General features: G+C 45.1%; 12 protein-coding genes and 1 pseudogene. 1 reads left to right on the forward strand and 12 read right to left on the reverse strand.

Features of this window, described 5'->3' with window-relative positions; genetic code table 11:
* Window positions 1-149: 149 nt before the first annotated feature.
* The gene (locus tag AC58UU_RS25685; protein ID WP_497319907.1) at window positions 150-572 is read left to right on the forward strand and encodes an ester cyclase; all 423 of its coding nucleotides are present in this window, start codon (window positions 150-152) and stop codon (window positions 570-572) included.
* Between the two features lies 1 nt (window position 573).
* On the opposite strand, the gene AC58UU_RS25690 is transcribed toward AC58UU_RS25685, so the two are convergent.
* The 12 genes and pseudogenes from AC58UU_RS25690 to AC58UU_RS25745 form a co-directional block, all read right to left on the reverse strand.
* Entirely contained in the window at window positions 574-6,702 is a 6,129-nt protein-coding gene (locus AC58UU_RS25690) for an OmpL47-type beta-barrel domain-containing protein (protein WP_497319908.1), read from the reverse strand.
* Window positions 6,703-6,741: 39 nt separating this feature from the next.
* Window positions 6,742-7,713: pseudogene (locus tag AC58UU_RS25695) on the reverse strand (glycoside hydrolase family 88/105 protein).
* Window positions 7,714-7,764: 51 nt separating this feature from the next.
* Window positions 7,765-8,502, reverse strand: coding sequence for a hypothetical protein (locus AC58UU_RS25700; RefSeq protein WP_497319910.1), 738 nt, complete (start codon window positions 8,500-8,502; stop codon window positions 7,765-7,767).
* A gap of 140 nt (window positions 8,503-8,642) precedes the next feature.
* Window positions 8,643-9,518: a hypothetical protein gene (locus tag AC58UU_RS25705; RefSeq protein WP_497319912.1), complete on the reverse strand. Its 876-nt coding sequence runs from the start codon at window positions 9,516-9,518 to the stop codon at window positions 8,643-8,645.
* A gap of 50 nt (window positions 9,519-9,568) precedes the next feature.
* The gene (locus tag AC58UU_RS25710; RefSeq protein WP_497319913.1) at window positions 9,569-11,215 is read right to left on the reverse strand and encodes an extracellular solute-binding protein; all 1,647 of its coding nucleotides are present in this window, start codon (window positions 11,213-11,215) and stop codon (window positions 9,569-9,571) included.
* A 67-nt stretch (window positions 11,216-11,282) separates the two neighbouring features.
* Window positions 11,283-12,158, reverse strand: a complete 876-nt coding sequence (locus AC58UU_RS25715) for a carbohydrate ABC transporter permease (RefSeq protein WP_497319915.1) — start codon at window positions 12,156-12,158, stop codon at window positions 11,283-11,285.
* 24 nt (window positions 12,159-12,182) lie between these two features.
* Window positions 12,183-13,145, reverse strand: a complete 963-nt coding sequence (locus tag AC58UU_RS25720) for an ABC transporter permease (protein ID WP_497319917.1) — start codon at window positions 13,143-13,145, stop codon at window positions 12,183-12,185.
* A gap of 339 nt (window positions 13,146-13,484) precedes the next feature.
* Window positions 13,485-15,722, reverse strand: coding sequence for a helix-turn-helix domain-containing protein (locus AC58UU_RS25725; protein ID WP_497319919.1), 2,238 nt, complete (start codon window positions 15,720-15,722; stop codon window positions 13,485-13,487).
* A gap of 178 nt (window positions 15,723-15,900) precedes the next feature.
* Window positions 15,901-16,851 carry an alpha/beta fold hydrolase gene (locus tag AC58UU_RS25730; RefSeq protein ID WP_497319920.1) on the reverse strand — a complete coding sequence of 317 codons (951 nt, stop codon included), beginning with the start codon at window positions 16,849-16,851 and terminating at the stop codon, window positions 15,901-15,903.
* Window positions 16,852-16,992: 141 nt separating this feature from the next.
* The gene (locus AC58UU_RS25735) at window positions 16,993-17,202 is read right to left on the reverse strand and encodes a YezD family protein (RefSeq protein ID WP_497319921.1); all 210 of its coding nucleotides are present in this window, start codon (window positions 17,200-17,202) and stop codon (window positions 16,993-16,995) included.
* Window positions 17,203-17,221: 19 nt separating this feature from the next.
* Window positions 17,222-18,052 carry an alpha/beta hydrolase family protein gene (locus AC58UU_RS25740; protein ID WP_497319922.1) on the reverse strand — a complete coding sequence of 277 codons (831 nt, stop codon included), beginning with the start codon at window positions 18,050-18,052 and terminating at the stop codon, window positions 17,222-17,224.
* 218 nt (window positions 18,053-18,270) lie between these two features.
* Window positions 18,271-18,690: a DUF4395 domain-containing protein gene (locus AC58UU_RS25745; RefSeq protein WP_497319923.1), complete on the reverse strand. Its 420-nt coding sequence runs from the start codon at window positions 18,688-18,690 to the stop codon at window positions 18,271-18,273.
* Window positions 18,691-18,876 lie beyond the last annotated feature (186 nt).

Genomic DNA, 18,876 nt, shown 5'->3' on the forward strand with positions numbered 1-18,876 from the left:
AGGTAAAGTAATAACCACATTTTTCTAATTAAGCAAGTTATTTTTGTATCATAGTAAAAAAAAAACGAAAATCTCTCTGAAATTGATCAGTGAGGTTTCGTTTTCATGTACAATATATGGATAGAATCAATTTTGTGAAGAGGTGCCCTATGACTACATTAACATCAGAAATCGTACGCCAATTTTTCGAAAAAGTTCGCTCTGGTCTTGCGCCGGATACAGCTAATCTCTACATGGCCGAGCAGGTGCTTGCTCATCAAATGACCGCAGAAAACGAAACCACCGTTCACCGAACACCCTCTAATTATGCTGACCACGTTAGGGAAATGATCGCAGCCTACGGTGATTTCCACTTGGAGGTGCAAGAACTAATTGCTCAGGATGAACGTGTTTACGTACGCTGGAAACAGACCGGCACTCACATTGGCGAAGTCGATGGCTTTCCGCCAACTGGCCAAACCATCATCGAGATCGCCAGCGCTGTGTATCGCATCGAAAACGAACGTATCGTAGAATACTGGATTCAAATCGATCGTGAAGGCATTCGCCTGCAGCTCCAAAGAAACGCTTAAGTCATACCTGTTTTCCCATAGCATATTGGTTATGTGGTACGCGAACTGTGCTTATCGATGTTGATTTATTACCTGCATTGTCGATTATCGTATACGTAATCGTGTATATTCGCCCCGTTCCATTACTTAATCTTTCTGCCCGTAACTGAAATGAAGTAGCAGGCGTGCCTATATTAGCCTCAATGTCACCCTGGCCACTATCCGGTTCATTACTTGAAATGGAGGTTAACACCACAGAAGCGACACCTGATGCAGCATCACTCGCGTACACCGCAGCATGAACCGTCACCATGTCATGATTCGGCGGCCATATTGACGTTTTATCTAACTGAACAGTTAGTAATGGAGCTGTTGGGTCAATCTTAAACTCAATTGTCTTGACCTGTTCTACATTGCCTGCTTGATCCGTACTCCGATAACCGACCTTATAAACCCCTTCAACAAAGGCAGGAATGGAACCGGTATAGGTTATCCAAGCACCGTTATTTACTTGATATTCTGTTTTTGCTACACCAGATAAATGGTCATACACGGCTATGCTTACCGTTACTTCCGATGTATACCATCCGTTGCTGCCGTTTGGAGTAACCGTACTTACGGAGGCACTGCTAATAGGAGCTTCCGTATCCCCCTTAAAATAAGCCCAATCCGTCTGGATTCCCACCAGCAGTGCTGGTGCGCTGGAGTTTTCAATCAAACTCCCAGCTTGGGTTCCTATGGAAATCCGAGTTCCTTTCATTAGGCTTCCTGTAAAACCATTCAATTGACTTTTTTTCATAATCCCTTCCGTCAAAACTCTTCCCGACTTCCCTGGTATAATCCGCTCTAGCGTGATGCCTACAAAGCTTCCAGGAGAATCAGCAGCGCTCATGAGTCGCAGCGTGGTATTGTCGCTATCAAATCGTACAGCGGCAAATCGGGGAATGCCAACCTGGGTATTATTTTGTAATGTTAACTGCTTATCTAGCACCTGTGGGTAGTATTCAGTACCTGTGACGTTATACTCCGCCACTCTGCCCGAAGCGCCTAAAATTCCGTTCATTTTTGCCAATATATAGGTATTAAGCTGATTTGTATAATTTTCATTAAAAATGATTGTTTTGCTTGTTCCATCTTCAAAGATCACTTGAAGTGTCTTATTAATGATGGTGCAGTCCCCCAGCCTTCTTCCGAGCGTATTATTGACCTCAATGTTGGCATTCAGACCCACTTTAATGCCCGATATATCCCAATAACCGTATAGATAACCGCTGAGGCCACCGCCTCCGTCTCGGGTTTCATACTGTCCTAGAATAGTTGGTACTGCATCACCGCTGACCCTTACATAGGAACTGCTGCCTGTGGATTTACTGAACAAGGCTAGCGCTCTACCCCTGTGCTCATCCGAATAGCCAATAGGTGTACTGTTATTAAAGGTGACCTTATAATCCGCATGATTCGCATATTGGTTCTCCGGTTTTTGCGTAATCCAGGGCGAATCGTCCTGAACCATGTAAGTCCCAATAATCTCCGTGTTGTTGAAAATAACCTCATCTTTGGTCCCACTGCCTAGCGATTGTATAATAATAGGCTTCAAAGTCTCCGTAGAAACAATTTTGCTGTCGTTGATGATATTGATCTGGGGTTTGGCGAAATCCTCCCGATTATGCACATACCAGCCATCAGCTTTTGAAACAAAAGCGCTGCCATACACAATCTCCGTTACGCCGCTGGCTGAACCATAACCCCAAGCATGGGAACCTACTCCGCTGATCCCTCCCCATACCTTGGCAGGATCTAGGTCTGTCGGTGGAGTAACCCCCGGATGCGCTGCCATCCAGCTCTGCCGATATTCTACAGCTTCCAGATTGCCGTAATGCTCAATGTGGGAATTCTTCACAATATGGATAGCATCCTTATTATTGCCATTGTCTTCGCTGTGAATCGGATATCTCATGTTTTTGGCGGTGACGGTGAGATTCTCCAGATTTGCTGTCCCCTTCAACCAAAGGGTCGATTGATTGGTAATTTCACTGTTCGTGGCTGAAGCGGCGTTCTCACCCTTCAGGATAACTTGATCCCTATCGGTTCCTCGTAGCGTAGTATAAGGTTTTACCACCCAATTTTTCTCCGTGTACACGCCAGGATAGATCAGAATGACATACTGCTTGGCAGAGCTGCTATCCAGAATGCTATCATTAGCCAATTTAGGAGAAACAAAATCCCCGGTTCCATCAGGCTTCACTGTCAAGATGACCGTTTCGTAAGCCCCTTCTCGGACGGTTACCGCAGAAGTAGCCATTTTGCCGCCATCCACTGTTGTAGCTGTGATATAGGCGCTTCCCTCCTTTTTCCCGTAAACAGCTCCATTCACGTCCACGATTGCCACCTCTGGATTGTCAGAGCTCCAAGTAACTGCCCTTTCTACCGCATTCAAAGGCTCAATGATAGCCCTCAACCTCGCTGTCGTTCCAGGATTAATCTCCATAGCCGTATTATTCAGACTAATTCCCGAGACTTTAGCAGGGATTGGATCATTGGCATAAGTCACTGGCCGAATCTCCACGTCGTCCAGATAGTAGCTATCTGCTGCTGCCGGAAAATCCGTATAGATATACATGGTCAAATTGGTAATATTTCCGGTCTCATTCAGCTTAAAATATCCTTCTGCTTTTTTCCAAGTAGAGGCATCCATCGCTGGCCCCGTTACCATCACCACTTGTTTGGTCTCGCCGTTCACTTTGTACTGCAGACAAATCCGCAGCTTCTCCCCTGCTGTGGAGCCGGCAGCCTGCTTACCCCAAGCCGAGTAATAGTATTCTTTACCATTCTCTACGCCGGGGAAAAGAATTTTTCCATAAGCATACTCCTTGGTTACTTTTACCGACTGATGACCGGAATGGTACTCTGTGGTGCTTAGCTCTGCAGCGATTCTTTCACCGGAGTATGATAGAGTATCCATTTCCATCCCTGGATCTGTTAAAATATTGTCTCCAACTATTTTGAATGGACCGGAGATATACAAGGTCTCATCTAACGCTTCCCATGCAACGTTATAACCAAATAGTTCCTTCAAAGCATCAGGTGACACCAACAGATCATAGCTCGTAGTCACAGGAACATGCTGCAAGGCTACGGCCGTATTTCCTTTATAAGCTGTAAGCTGTCCTGGCACGACCCGAATAACACTGCCATTCTTGATGGCTAGGATGTCTCCTGTTTCATCTCGTTCGGTCGTAATTCCATCCTTCGCCAGAACTTCGGCCAGCGGCAGCATGGCACTGCCGTCGATCATTTCCAGCGGAGTCACGGTTTTCATCGGTTGCCCGTTCAGATACAATTTCACTCCCGCAATGGGAACCTTCACGAATCCTATCCGGTCAATGCTGAAATCACCAACAGTTGTAAGGGGATCGAACCGGATTGCTTGGATATTTCCCGTCCATTTCTTGTTGCTCCACATGGGAACATAATAGTCCGTGTAACCGCTATCATTTGGCTTTACAAATAAACCGATTCCTTTGGCTTCATTCCAAGTTCGATCCGTTTCCGTAATGAAATAAATCTGTCCGGCTGTATCACTGGAACTATTTTTCATGCGGATATGGATATAGGGGTTTTCTTCTGCTGATATCCCCAAGGAAGTCGGTGAATGAAGGCCTGGATCACTTCCTGTTGATGTACCTGAATAGTGTCCTCCTGTTATACTTACAGGATTGACTTGCTTCGCTACCGTCCAGCCCTCACTGTCCCCATCTGTGTTGAAATCCCATAACTTGCTGTACGTAATAGGGCTAATATCTGTTATTGGAGGGACTTCCACTGTTTTTGGAGGAACAATCCGCCCTTGGGGATATAAGCCTCGGATTCTTTCTTTTTGCGCCTCTGTAGGTATAGCATCCGAATGTTCTCCACCCTCCGTGAACACATTACGAATCGCATTCAAATACTTGAAACCGTTTAATCCGGCAGGCATGATAAAATGGCCTTCTCCATATTCATTCCAGTTGTCCAGAAGAACCATTTTCCGACCCACACTGTTTGCTGGCAAGGATGGCACAAAAGTGTCCTTCACCCATTGACCCGTTGACTGGAACTCCTCAGGCGTCGCATAATATCCGGCTGGTCCATCCCATGCACGATCGTCCCTCCCCATGCTGACAACGGGAACCACATCCATGGAACCAGCATCTCTTTGCTGCTCTAGCTTTGTCTTTTGCAATTCTTCTTTCCCTGCAAAAGCTCCCCATGAGTAGGCAAACATGGCATCGAGTCCGGCTTCATTCTTCATTTCTTGTATCAAGGAGGCGTCAGAACTTGAATTGGATATCAGAATAATAACATCATCGAAGCCAGCATCTCTGGCTGCCTGTCTTAAATATTCCACTTCTGCCTTAACACCTGCAGCATTGCCTCCGAAATTCCGTTTCAAGCCGGAATAACTAAAAATCCCTATGACAGGCTTATTGTCGACGACCACATACCTAGGATCTTTGAAATAGTATTCCATCCAATACGGCACAACATTGTTTCTGAAATCCTGGCTTCCGCTAACTTTGGAGGATGAGGCCTCCCACATGATCATAAAATCGGCTTTGTCGCTGTACTTGGCATTGAAATAACCATCATGAAGCGCTGCTCCCAGACGAGGCTCCTTAATCGGCTTCCCTTCTGTGCCTGTCGGTCTGTACCAACAATACATCTGGAAATCAATCCCATGCTCCGCCATCCACTTGATTTCCCAGTCAGCTACCTCCGGATTACCTTCGTCATAATAACCAAGATAAGGCTTTCTTTCTGGATATGGATTGATCCGGTCCCATCCCAGGTGCTGCCCTTCTCTCCACAAGGAACAAGCTTGAGCTCCTACCAACTCATCATCCGAGTTTGCAGGGACAGGTGCGGGCACATAATCCAGAGGCTCTGCCGCCTGGTGATACAAGAGGATATCATCGAGCGACATGCTTCCCCTATTTGAGCCTCCAATTGAAAAGTTAACACGATTGACGCCACTAAACGGGATGTCGATTTGCTCAACTTTCAATTTGCCGTTCAGGTAAATATCTGCTTTACCGGTCACTGTATTTAATTTGAGTTTTACATGATACCAGAGGTTTGGAATGTAGTCGTAGAAGGCCACATTTTGACCGCTCGAGTTCTTATAAGCAAATTTCCCGTCTGCTGTAAGCCATTGGAAGACTGTCGAATTTTCATTTTTTAGCGCAGCTGAGAAACCATCCATTTTAACGGGAATAAATACTTTGTATTCAAAAATCAAGCTTCCTTCCTGAGAAGGTACAGATTTCTCCATACTCATCTCGCCAGTTGCATTCGTCGCGTTCATCTTCAGACTAAACACATCCGGCGGCTTGGAATTATCCATCTTCTCCACAGCAATCACACCACCACTAGTCTGTGACTGCCAATCCTCAGGAAGGGGGCCTTGAACCGTGGATATAAATTTCTCATTAATGGCATACCCTTTGTGAATCTTTACCGGAGCAAAAAATAGGTCTCCCGTTGTTACATCACCCGTGATCACATGAAAGTTATCTATAAATGCCACATCGTTAGTAAAACTCTTCTCCGATGCCTTTACGTTACCGTTTACATAAACCTGGACTTTTCGCGCATCCAGATTAACGATTACTTTTACTCCGTATTCCGTATTAGCGTTGATCGTCTGGAGATTGTAACTGGCATCACTGGATTCCAGAACTAAATTACCATTCTTAACCTCAAGGCTGATTCCTTCGGTTCCTCCGCTTCGAAGTTGCCACTTTACACCATTTACGACTGATGGCATCTTAAAACGGTATTCCAGGGTAAGGGTTCCAGCATTCTGAGAACGCATTTTTTTATTCATGGATACAGGAAGTACATCACTGGTATCACTGATTTTAAACCAATTGTTAAAACTGTAGGAAATCGATCCTCCAGCTCTTTTTACATCCCATCCGCTCGGCACGACGTCACTCGGTTCGTAGGAAGTGGCAAGATTAGAAAAATCTTCATCCAACAGGTATTCCGCTTTGTCCGGAGCAGCTGTCGTTTCTGCATAAACAGTGGATGTTTCCCATGGATTTACGATTAAAGTGGACAACATACATACCAGCATAAGGATCGCAATCAGCCTGCGCCTTGTTTCCATATCACTTACCCCCTTCATGAGTTAAGTTGTTTCGTACGCCTATAGGCAGAGCATCAATAAGGTAATTCCTTGACCCCATGGCATGATAGACTGGTGAGGAATAGCATTATACTCCTGTATACTTTTTGGAATACCCGTACCTGCCGAAACACCCAGCACCGTGCCCTCTTCCGAAATATACTGAAGTACAGCCTTATACCCTTTCTCCGCACAGAGTAAGTATTTTTTATCCAAATAACCCATACGGACACTTTTAGATATGCCATAGACAAAGCCCGCCGTTGCAGAGGTTTCCTCATAGGAGGAGGCATCATCTAGAATGGTAGGCCACATGCCATTGTCCTTTTGAACTGCCGCCAGTGCCTCAACCTGCAGATGGATTCTATCAAAGAACCATCTCTTTTCCTTTTCATAACCTGTCAAAGTTGCGAATATTTCCGGTATGCTGATCGTTACCCAACTGTTTCCTCTGGCCTAGAGGCAGCCGCTGAGATGATGATTACTCGCCAGACTGTAGCCATGGTAGAGCAATCCATCTCCCTCCTTTTGAAGGAATTCGATATGAAGCCTTGCCTGCAGCAGCCCTTCTTCAATATAAGCTGATTTATTCAACATCTGTCCCAATTCCGTTAGGAACACACCGGCCATAAATACCGTATCGACCCACATTTCTCCGGCAAACTTATCGTTAATGACGGTATGCTCAAGAGCCCCGTTGGATAAACGCGGAGCTTCTTTCATGAGCCAACTGGCAAATTTTTCGGCAAAATCAAGATAATGAGGTTCTCCAGTTTCTCGATAGAGCAGCAAAACCGAGAGCAGCGGTGCTGTGGTATTGATGTTATACGAAATCTTCTGGCTGTTCGCCATGTTAGAGTCGATAAACGTTTTGATGAAGTTATAGATCTCTTGGCTTCCGGTTGTCTCATACACTTTCCGCAATCCGTATAAAGCGACGCCTGCTCCCCAGTCCCAATCGCCTTTCTTGTCTACATTAAAATCCATCTGCATGGTTGTCCGTGCTACATTTTCCAGAATACCTTTCAAACTTCACACCTCCGGTTACTCTTGCTTGACTATAATTTGGTTAAAATCGTAGGTTACTTTTTTTCCGTTCGAGCTTACTTCGATAATGCCACTGTTAAAAGCTGAAAACATATAGGGTCCCTTATAAGTAGGATAGGGAAAGCTCACCGATTCTCCGTGAACGGCTCGCTTTGATTTGTCCATCGATAGTTCCCCCACGGAAGAAGAATGGTACGATAACTGCATATTTATAGGATCGAAAACAATACGGTTCTGTAAAATCGTCCTGCGAAACGTTGCAAAATCCGGGAAGCTCATGTCATCTCCCACTTCGCAAATGACTGCATTGCACCTACCCTGACTTCTGATTTCCCTTCTGGCGTACTCTCCATCTTCTGTCCAGCCATACCCATTGTGGATAAATAAAGAGATATACACCCCGGACTTTCTTAGAAAAAGGTAATTCCCCTCTTCCTTTACCTCATCAAAGGCATCCCTCGGAACATGAATGTGAATCCAATGCAGCGCTTGATCCTGGGGAATCTGATACATGGCCATAACCACATTTTTTTCGCAAAAAAAGTGCCCGCAACCGCAACCCAAATCTCCCGTCCAGTAGCCATGTTCGCTTCCTTCCGTGCCATGATGCCCTGGATGATGACTGAATATTTTCAAAGTGGTGTCCTCCACAAGACTCAGATCCCACTGGTGCTGCTGATGATGGGCATACCAGGACGCTTCACTGCCTAAACGGTAAGAATCCTGAAAATTCACGGCACCTATGATATACCGAGGAGTGAAATACGTATACTTATTGATACTTCCTTCCTCCTGCGGCAGCTTTTTGTGAGGCGTTTCACAAGTTATGCAGTGTAAATGTTTGCTTTCCTGATGAACATAAGGCTGCGTTCGCCCTAGTGCAATTTCATATATCTGCTGACGGGGCCGATAGCGCGAGCAAATGGCAGCAATGAGGCAGGAGCCTTGAATTTCCTCCCTGTAGCTATGCCCGAAATACAGATAGTAGAGAGGAAAGGTACCGCTTCGGGCGTGATCCAATGCAACTGGCGCATAGATGCGGCCATGGGCCCCTCCGTACAAACCGTCGAGCTATCACATACCATGTCCAGCATCAGCAAATCCAGCATCATCTCTGCAAGCTTAACTAGTTCCGAATCGCAGGCAAAATCATAGAGACACAGCAGACACTCCACGACTTCTGGCATATAGCTGGAGGAATCAAACTCTGCCCATCCCCGCTTAGCGCGAAAAACAAGGTAATCCCGGAGGAGTTTTCCTTCCTCCTCCAGAAGCTCCCCTCCTTTCTTTCCATACGCCTTGAAGCACTCTTGCGGATATTTCTGTGCAGCCAGATACCGGGAGGTATGAAAAAGCAGCATGTGATTCTCTGACTTGTATTTACTTTCAAAATCATGATTCAGATAGAAGTTTCGTATGGAGCTGCTGGTCGCCTCCTGTAGAAGGCCAATAGGCTCAAACTGGTAAAGGGCGCGTATAAGCTTGATGGCGGCGAAATCCGATTCTCCTTGCGGATCGCGGCCGTAAAGATGGGGATGCACAAACCACTCAGCTGTCCTAAGTAATCTCTGATTACATGCCTCCGCATAGATGCCTTTACTCAGATTCGCAATGGCCATACCTCCATAAAGGTCCTTGGACATATCCTTCTGAATGAGCCTATCGAGCAAATAGGAGCTTCTTTCTTCGAGGCTATCTATAGCCTTGCATGCCAGAGACTCTGCATCGTCGGACAGTGTAATGAATTCCATTCCCATCTCACCTTATTTCACAATGTCATATTTGGGGTAATTCCTATCATTCAGTTATTCTTTAGCAAGTACTGGTAAATATCCTTGGTCAGGAACGCATTCTTTTTATTCTGCTCATACCACTTCGCATACCAATCGAGGGTCTGATTTTGTCCGATCTTCTGCTTCAAATTCTTAAGATCATTCATCCCTTGATCAACAGAAACGCTGCCGCCGCTGACTACAGTCTTGGCAATCAGGTCCTTGCTTTGCTGGATCCAGTCATTATTGATTTTTAACAAATCGGCTGGAAGCGTGGGCATATGCTCACTATGCGTAAGAGTGTATAACGGTATTGCGGGATTTTCGTATAATGCACGTGTTTGTTGTCTGATTCCAGCCCATTCCTCAGCATTAGGAATATTCTTGTCAAGGACAGGAAGGTTGCATATCCCTTTGGAATCAACCGTTGTCGCTATCAAGTTCAAATCGGCATTATAGTTTACTTCAGTTTTACGTAAATCCGGATTAATCGCTCTGGGACATCCGAGCTCGTCATTTTTCCAATGTACGTTTTCCGTGCCGAATTTCAGCATTTTCCACGTCGGTTCAGCTATCATGAAGTCGATCGTTTTCACTGCAGCGACCGGATCCTTCGAGCCTGCATAGACCACCGTCGTCATCTGAAGTGGATTTAACATTCCGATCGTGTATTGTCCGAACTCTGTCTTCGGCATCAGCATGGGGGCGATCGTTGCATCTCGATTCGTGCTGCGGAGCGTCGTTAATAAATCAACGTTAGCGTTGTCAGCCACATAGATTCCGAGCTTACCAGACAAAAAGTCTTTTTTTGCCTTCTCGCCGTTCTTGTCCGTCAAATAATCACGATCAACAACGCCTTCGTCGAACAGTCGTTTCTTGAAGGAAACGGCCGCTTTCATTCTCGCATCATCTTCGATCAGCTTGTCATCTTTAATAAACATCGTATTGCCATGCATAGCATCAATCGCTTTATCCCCTAAGTAGGCGAGTGAAAAGCCGTATGTATCCTTTTTCCCATTGCCGTCCGGATCTTGTTCGGTGAACGCTTTCGACACTTTCAATAGATCATCGGACGTTTGCGGTATTGGCAACGAAAGTTTTTTAAGCCAGTCGGTGCGGATGAATACGGCTATTTGTACAGAGCTAGGAATAACCCGCCCGATTTCGTATAATTTGCCGTCAGGTTTTGTACCGATCTGGCGCAGAATCGGATATTTTTCCAGCAATTTGTTGTAGTTCGGCGCATGTTGTTTGATCAGATCCTCCAGCGGAAGCAGCTGCTTCTGACTATAGAGCTGATCCCGGTAGCTCGTATCAAATTCGGTGATTACGTCCGGAGCTTCTCCTGAGGCAAACAGCGTATTAAACTTCTGCTTCGATTCAAACCGCGGAATGGCGACATATTCGACATCCGCAGGCGCGTTCTCGTTAATCCATTTCGTCCAGCGGTTATTCGTAACCGTTCCTTCCGCGGGCGGAGTGTTGCCACGGTCGTAGAGGGACATTTTGATCTTGCCCCGCTTCTCTGGTGCTGATGACGATTTTCCCTCTTTTGCCGGTGAGACTGAGGTTCCACTGCCCTCTTCTTTTGATTTGCTGCAAGCCGTTACTAAAGTCCCTGCCGCCAACAAAGTCACCACTGCCATTAACGTACTTTTCTTCATTATGTCTACCATTTCTTTCATCCCCTTTATTATTTATAGACCGCTTTTGAATCCATTCATCCTATCACTATTTTGCGATTTAACCTTTGATTGCGCCAAGCATCACACCCTTTACAAAATACTTTTGCAGAATTGGATATACGATCAGCATGGGCAGTGTCATGATCACAATGCCTCCGGCTTTCACAGCCTCAGGCGACATATTCTCCAAATCTTCCGGCTGCAAGGCGATCGTCTGCATCAGCATGCTCTGACTCTGCACCATTTGCTGAACGAATACGGTCAAATTCATCTTCTCCGCATCATTGATGAATATGAGGACGCTCAGGAAGGAGTTCCAGTAACCAACACCTAAAAATAGGCAAATCGTCGCGATAACAGGTAAGGATAGAGGAAGAAATATTTGCGCAAGAAGCCGCCATTCACCACAGCCGTCGATGCGTGCAGACTCCTCGATCTCTGCCGGAATTCCTTCGAAATAGGTACGCATGAGCAGCAGATTATAGGCGCCAACCAACCCTGGGAGCCATAGGGACCAGTAGGTGTTGATCAGGCCGAGGCTTTTCATCAGAAGAAAAAATGGAATCAGCCCACCGCTGAACATCATCGTAAAAACCATGGCCAGCGTAATAAATCTGCGTCCGTAGCAGTATTTACGGGACAATGCATAAGCGGCAAGAGTCGTACAGAGCAAGCTTAATGCCGTTCCTCCTAACGTGATCTGTAAGCTGTTCAGAAAAGCGGGGATGACTCTTGAACCGAGAAACAGTGTTTTATAAGCTTCCACATTGAAATGAATCGGCCACAACCAGACGAACCCGGAATCGATGGCCGCTGAGTCGCTGAATGAAACAGCGATAATATTGATTAGCGGGATGAGACAGCTGACAGCAGCCATCAGCAGAATGATATGAACCATAGCACTAAACCATTTTCCTGCGTAATTCTCTCTCACGTTCTCATTTCCTTTCAAGCCCGATTACCATAGGCTCTGGTTGAATTTACGGGCAATATGGTTTGCAGTTAACACAAGCGTGAAGCCAACTAACGATTCGAATAACCCCATTGCAGCAGGAACGCCGAATTCGCCCCCCTGAATTCCCGTCTTGAACGTGTACGTGCTGATGACTTCCGAAATATCGGCGACTACCCGATTCTGCATCACATAGATGTGGTCGAAACCGACCTCCATTACACGTCCTACCCCAAGGATCAGCAGCAAAATAATCGTGGGTCGAATGCCCGGAAGCGACACGTGCCACATCTGACGCCATTTACCAGCACCGTCCATGGCGGTCGACTCATACAAGCTCGGATCGATCGTCGTAAGCGCCGCTAAATAAATGATCGCCGAGAAACCGGCTTCCTTCCAAATGCCTGAACTCAAAAACACCGCAACCCATGAGAACGGTTGATAAAGGAAGGCATACCGCTCACCGCCTAACTTCTCCAGTATGTCGTTCACCATCCCGGTATCTTGTGAAAACAAGGTGATAAAGATGCCGCCGACAATAACCCAGGAAAGGAAATGGGGCAAATACAACAGTGTTTGTACGATTTTCTTGAACCACATTTTCCGAACCTCATTCAGCAGCAGAGCAACTAATATCGGAAATGGAAACCCAATAAAGCTTAATAAGCTCAGCATGAACGTATTGCGAATGATCTTCCAACCTTGTGGATTGTTAAACAAATAATCAAAATGCTTTAATCCAACCCAAGGACTCCCCCAGACTCCATCCCAAAAGTTATAATCCTTGAATGCAAGGACGATCCCGCCCATCGGCGCATACTTGAATAGGAGAAAACAAATAATGGCTGGAGTCAGCATGATATACAGCGGAATATTTTGCTTCAGATACTTGCTTTCCCGCTTCTTCGTATCTCTGGATCGAACCGATTTTTCCACTTCCAAAGCTGTGTGTTGCGAAGATACTTGCATGTGACTTTACCTCCTATGTCGCCCTGCCGAGCGTGTACCGCATGGTTGTGATCGTTTCTATTCCGCTCACAACTCAACACTACACGGAAGTCCGTTAGCACAGCAATTCACACATTTAGACGCGATGCACAACTTCAATAATCGGCAGCAGATAGGGGTTTAAAAGGTATGCAGCCACGCTGGTGGCATGCCATGCACAGTTTTTACACAAGACTCCGTTTCCACAATTCCTTTGGATAATGAGGATAAACGGCTTATCGGCCTTCAATAAACAAAAAACGACCCCTTCAGGGACTTTGTTGATCTTTCCCTGAATCGATCGTTTTCGATACTTCCTGATTATGATTGTTGGAACTCCTTGCGGTAATCACCAGGTGTCCGGCCCACGAGTTTCTTGAATACACGGATAAACGAAAAGGTATGTGTATACCCGACCTTCACTGCGATTTCCTGGATCGCAACGGGTGTTGTGACCAGCAAATATTTGGCTTGTTCGATTCGTAGACCAGCCAAATAATCAATGAATTTCTCACCGAATTCTTCTTTAAACAAGCGGCTTAAATAATTCGGAGTTAACTTAAATTTCTCACTCAGCATGACGAGTGAGAAATCCGGATTGTTATACTCGTTTTCGATATACACTTTCACTTGGTCGATCAGATCGTGCTGGCTTCGCTGTTCGCGAAGGGTATCCAACCTCCGTGAGGCATCCTCCAGAATATCATGCAGTTCTTTCTCCAATTCATCTACCGTGTCGAAGGCCACAATCCATTCGTTGATTGGATTCATGGCATATTCTCGCCAACACTCCAGATATTCTGCGGACAACCCCGACATTTCCTTATAGAAGTGAAATAATAAATAATTCATTAGATTAACAACTTGTTCCCGTGAAAAAAGCTGTATGCGAATTTCCGCAAACAGGGCGCTATAATGGCGTTCCCATTCCGCTTCGCCGATCCTGTAGAAATGGACCAGTTCACGAATATAAGGAAGAGATCGGAATATTTCTTCGCCCGATTTGTTATTAATATCCTTGAATTCAATGAGGCTGCTGACTCCAAACGTAGTCTTATAGCTGAGTGCTTCTATAGCTTCTTCATAAGAACTAGATACCTTATGAATACCCGACACTTTCGTTCCAAGTCCACAGGTGACCGTAATCGATACATTTTTGTAGATCCAATCCACCGTTTTGCGCATGATCTCTCGGAACGGATCACCTACAGCAGTCTCATTCGGCAATTGACAGACGACGCATAACCGATGTTTTTCGATCCACTCTGGACAGATTAGGATGCCCGCATTCTGATTCAGTTCTTGAACGACGTTATCAATGATGAATTTAATCAAATATTGATCCTTATTATTGTAAGTGGAGGTAAAATTCGAATACTTGTCGATCTCGAGAATGGCCACTATATATTGATCGTACGTCTCTTGAAATCCGAAACGCGATAACTCCTTTTCCCATCCCTCTTCTAGCTGAAGCTGCGTCCCAGACAGCAATTCTTCGAACAAATATCGCCGACGGTAGCTGAAATTCTCGTCGTTCTCTAGCCGATACTTGCCGAATTGTTCGAGCAGATGATCAAGCAGATTGTCAATAATTTTGAATTCATCGTGCTTTACTTGTCCTAGTATATGCGGTCTCTGCAGCGGGACAGATGAGAGCCGCTCCAGAAGCGACTGAATGGGCTTGTAGTTCTGCCGACTCGCGTATACGATCCAGAGTGCTCCTCCAAGTACCGTGATGATGCCAATCACTAGCCAAAATGCATTGAGGTTCGACAGAAAGCGAAAAAAGACGCCGTCAATAAATCCGCTGCGAATCGTCCAACCTGTATACTCCGATTTCATAACGGTAAAATCTTCCCGTTCTAGGCTAGCTTTACCGTCGATCGTGTCGTCACCGATGATATAATCACCATTGGCATCAAGTAGGTGAAGATAACTGAATTTAGAACTGGACACATTGTTGACGAGCTTAGCGATCGTATGTAATTTAATATTCGCAACAAGAACACCATCCGTTCCCAGCGGCAATGGCATCCGCATGACCAGAGATACTACGGACGTTGTCGCTCCGGCATTGTCGATATACTGGCGACTTATACTCCAGCGATTAGCAGAGGGAGCGGTAATTAGCGTATTCAAATATTGGCTGTTGGAAAATTGATCGAGCCCCATCATCGACGTGTCACTTAGGACGATTTGGTCACGGGTACGGTACAAATACACCGAATCAATCTCGCTGAAGCTGTCTCGCAGCAGAATCAATTTCTTATATACGTCGCGATCGTTAAGATAGCGGTTCTGAGATAAAGGAGATATACTGTAAAAATCGATGACAGATTGGTCATCGAGAAATGTCTGCACGATATATTGTTCGACCGTTCGCAGTTTGGAATCGATATATTGCATAGTGTTTTCTGCGTAGATCTCGTTCGCCTTCAGCGCCTGCTGCTTGGACAACTCACTCATGGTGACGAAAAAAATCCATAGCAATACGATAATAACAAGAATGAAAACGGGCAGATAGGCAAATACAAGGCGATTTCTCCAATTCTTCCTCATGTTAACATCCCCTTTATTCGTCCAAAGTACAACGTTACGGTTAGACAAGTCAATACTCAATTAGGAGAATCATGCACATTTAGAAGAATGCAGGCTATGAATAAACAAAGAAAAGCCCTTCCAACCAATCAGGCAGGAGGGGAATAGCGGCCTTCTATCTTTTATTTACTTCGTTATTTTAACCTCTAGATGCAACCTGCTCATTCAGCCATGCTGCAATGTCATCCATGACTTCATTCCGATTCACTTCATTCAACATTTCGTGTCTGCCGCGGGGATAAAGCTTACTGCTAACGTTCTTAAGCCCAAGTTCCTCGTACATGCTAAGCAGCCTGCGTACCCCTTTACCCCCACCAACCGGATCATCTTCACCTGCGAATACGTATAAAGGCAAATCTTTACGGATTTGATCGACATGCTTGGCTTGATGAATCTCATTAAGTCCTCTAAAGAAATCTCTGAAATAACCAGATGTAAAAGTAACGCCGCAATAAGGATCGTCTACATACTTATCAACTTCGCCTGCATCATTACTTAACCAATCGAATGGCGTTCGGTTCGGTGCAAATCTTTTATTAAAAGCTCCAAAAGAAAGAGACGTTACAAGCTTACTCCGGTGATGATCTCCGCGAATAGCTGCTTCTGCTGCAGCAATAGCGATTGCTGCTTGTAAAGCTGCACCCTGTTTGCCATTGGAGCCTGACAAAATAATTCCTTGAACGTGGTCCGGATGCTTTGTTAGGTACGATACCATGTAGTGCTGCGTTAAGAACGAGCCCATACTATGACCCATCAGAAATAAAGGAATATGATTTGGATACCTTTTACGGATCTCACTAGTGATCTGCCCCATATTTTCAACCATGCCATGAAAGCAATCTTTGCCAAATTTACCTACGGCTTCAGGTGTTCCTGCTGTTCGTCCATGCCCCAAATGATCGTTTGCATAGACAGCATAACCTTGACTCGTTAATAATGCGGCTAGCCTCTCGTACCTAACGGCCGTCTCGGACATGCCATGTGCGATTTGCACAATCGCTTTTATTTCACTTGTCTCATCAGGCAGCCATTCATATACATAGTTATTAATCTGCTGAGAGTCTTTCCATATAAAATGCTGCTTCTGCATAAGATCCCTCCATTAACTTTCCATATCACTCCAAAATGTTATGCCTGTTCTTCATCATTATACGGCTTCCGCTTCATGAAAACAGCCCCCTTTCCGAAGAAAGAGGGCTTGTAGACCACTTTTATACTTAACGCTCTAATGCTAGCCTTTACTCGTTTGTTTGACTGATTTTACTGCTTGCAATTGGGATTGATTTTGAGATGACGCGTCGAATCGTTTTCTCTCTGTTTTATCGATTTGAGCGATTTTACCGTCGTGAACGACGATTTGAACGGAACCGTATTCCAACCCGTTTAACATTTGTTTAATTCTATCCACCCAAATATCGTCTAACTCTAGTGGTTTCGCCATTCTCTTGCCTCCGCTTCCATTAAATTGTCCAATCGTTCCAATCTTTTTTCTGCTTTTGAATAAAGGCTAACCAGTTCCCTGTTTTCTCAAAAAGTTCTTTCGCAGAACCTGTTGTTGAATAAGTATGATCTGCTTGATAAACAAGCTCGAGTTCGCATTGCCCCTCTGATCGCATCCAGAACATCTTCTGGTATAATGGCGCATAATCGACTGGTATCGTATCGTCCGCAGTACCGTGAATAACAAGGACATCACCGTTGAATTTACGCAGTTGTTCAAACGGTTGATGCTGGGATAAAGAATCAAAAAATTTACTTGTCAATACATAGCCATGATGATCGATCGCTCCACCAATAGGAAGTTTCTCGTATTCAGATTTGCTTACAATTCTTACTATATCATTGTGTGGATGAGCGACAGCTGACCATAGCACGAGTGTTTTCACGCGATTATCTCTCGCTGCCGTTAAAACGGCAGCCGCACCGCCTAAGCTATGACCCACCAAGATCACACGACTAAGATCTACACAATCAATCGTGGATGCATAATCAATAACACTTCGCGTTTGTTCAATCAGAACATCCAGCCCGCCAGCGCCATAGTCGCCAGTACTCTCACCGCAACCACCGTAATCGAAACGGAGAACTAGGTATCCTTGCGAGCTAAACTCACGAGCTGCTTTCACAAATAATCGATCCACCCCTATCCGGCTGCCAATAAATCCATGACAGATGATAATAAGCGGCCAACGTTGACAATCAACTTGCGCGGCTCCTGATTGATTTGTCGGGTAATGTAACGTTGCGGCCAATTCGACGTCGTCGCTTTGAATTGTGATAGCATGCTCCATGATGTTAACTCCCCTTCGCGTTCACATATAATTCCGATAAGATTAGTATGGATTAGGTATAATCCAATATTAGCATCACCTACTAGAGGTGTCAATCCTATTTTTAACATATTTCCGGCAATTATGATTTGCCCTAATTAAATGTTTTTCACTTTATTATGTGGATAGAAAAGACTCCCACCTTACTCTAGTGAGAGTCTTTCCATATTTACCTTTCATTAACCGCGCTTCACTCGCCGTCTGACGATGAATTGCTTATACTGATAATAAATCGTACATCCGATGCAATAGCCCAGCAAGGCTGCACATGCAGCTAATAGTAAAAAGCCAGTGAAGATATACCCCACCATACTCCAACCGATGGTAAAAGAAGCAAGTGATAAAGTAAGAAATAATACAGCCAAACCATTGTTAAACATTGTCAACTCTGCGGCCTGTGTTTCTGTACCGCTTCGAGGTAGAAACGGTTTAGACACCACCACGAACAGATTCCATTTCCCACCACCAACAAAGCCAAACAACTGAATCACCCAAAGCAAGCCAACTAGCCAAGTCCATTGAAACGCAAATGCCAGTAGGACAAAGACAACAATACCCGTTTGATTGGCCTTTACATAAGAAATTGGAACTTCTTTCACCCTCATCCCCCCTTGGTCAATCCTATTTCACTTACCAGTCCGTTATAACAAAATCTTTCTTCGCTAATCCTAGCTCCACAAGAAATTTCTTCGTTTCTTCTATTAATTCTAACCCATCCGGTGTGCTTGATTCAACGGGCCACTACAGCGTTAAAACTGAATTGCTCTTTCTCGGTCATACATAGG

The organism is Paenibacillus sp. JT22N1 (assembly GCF_059692155.1).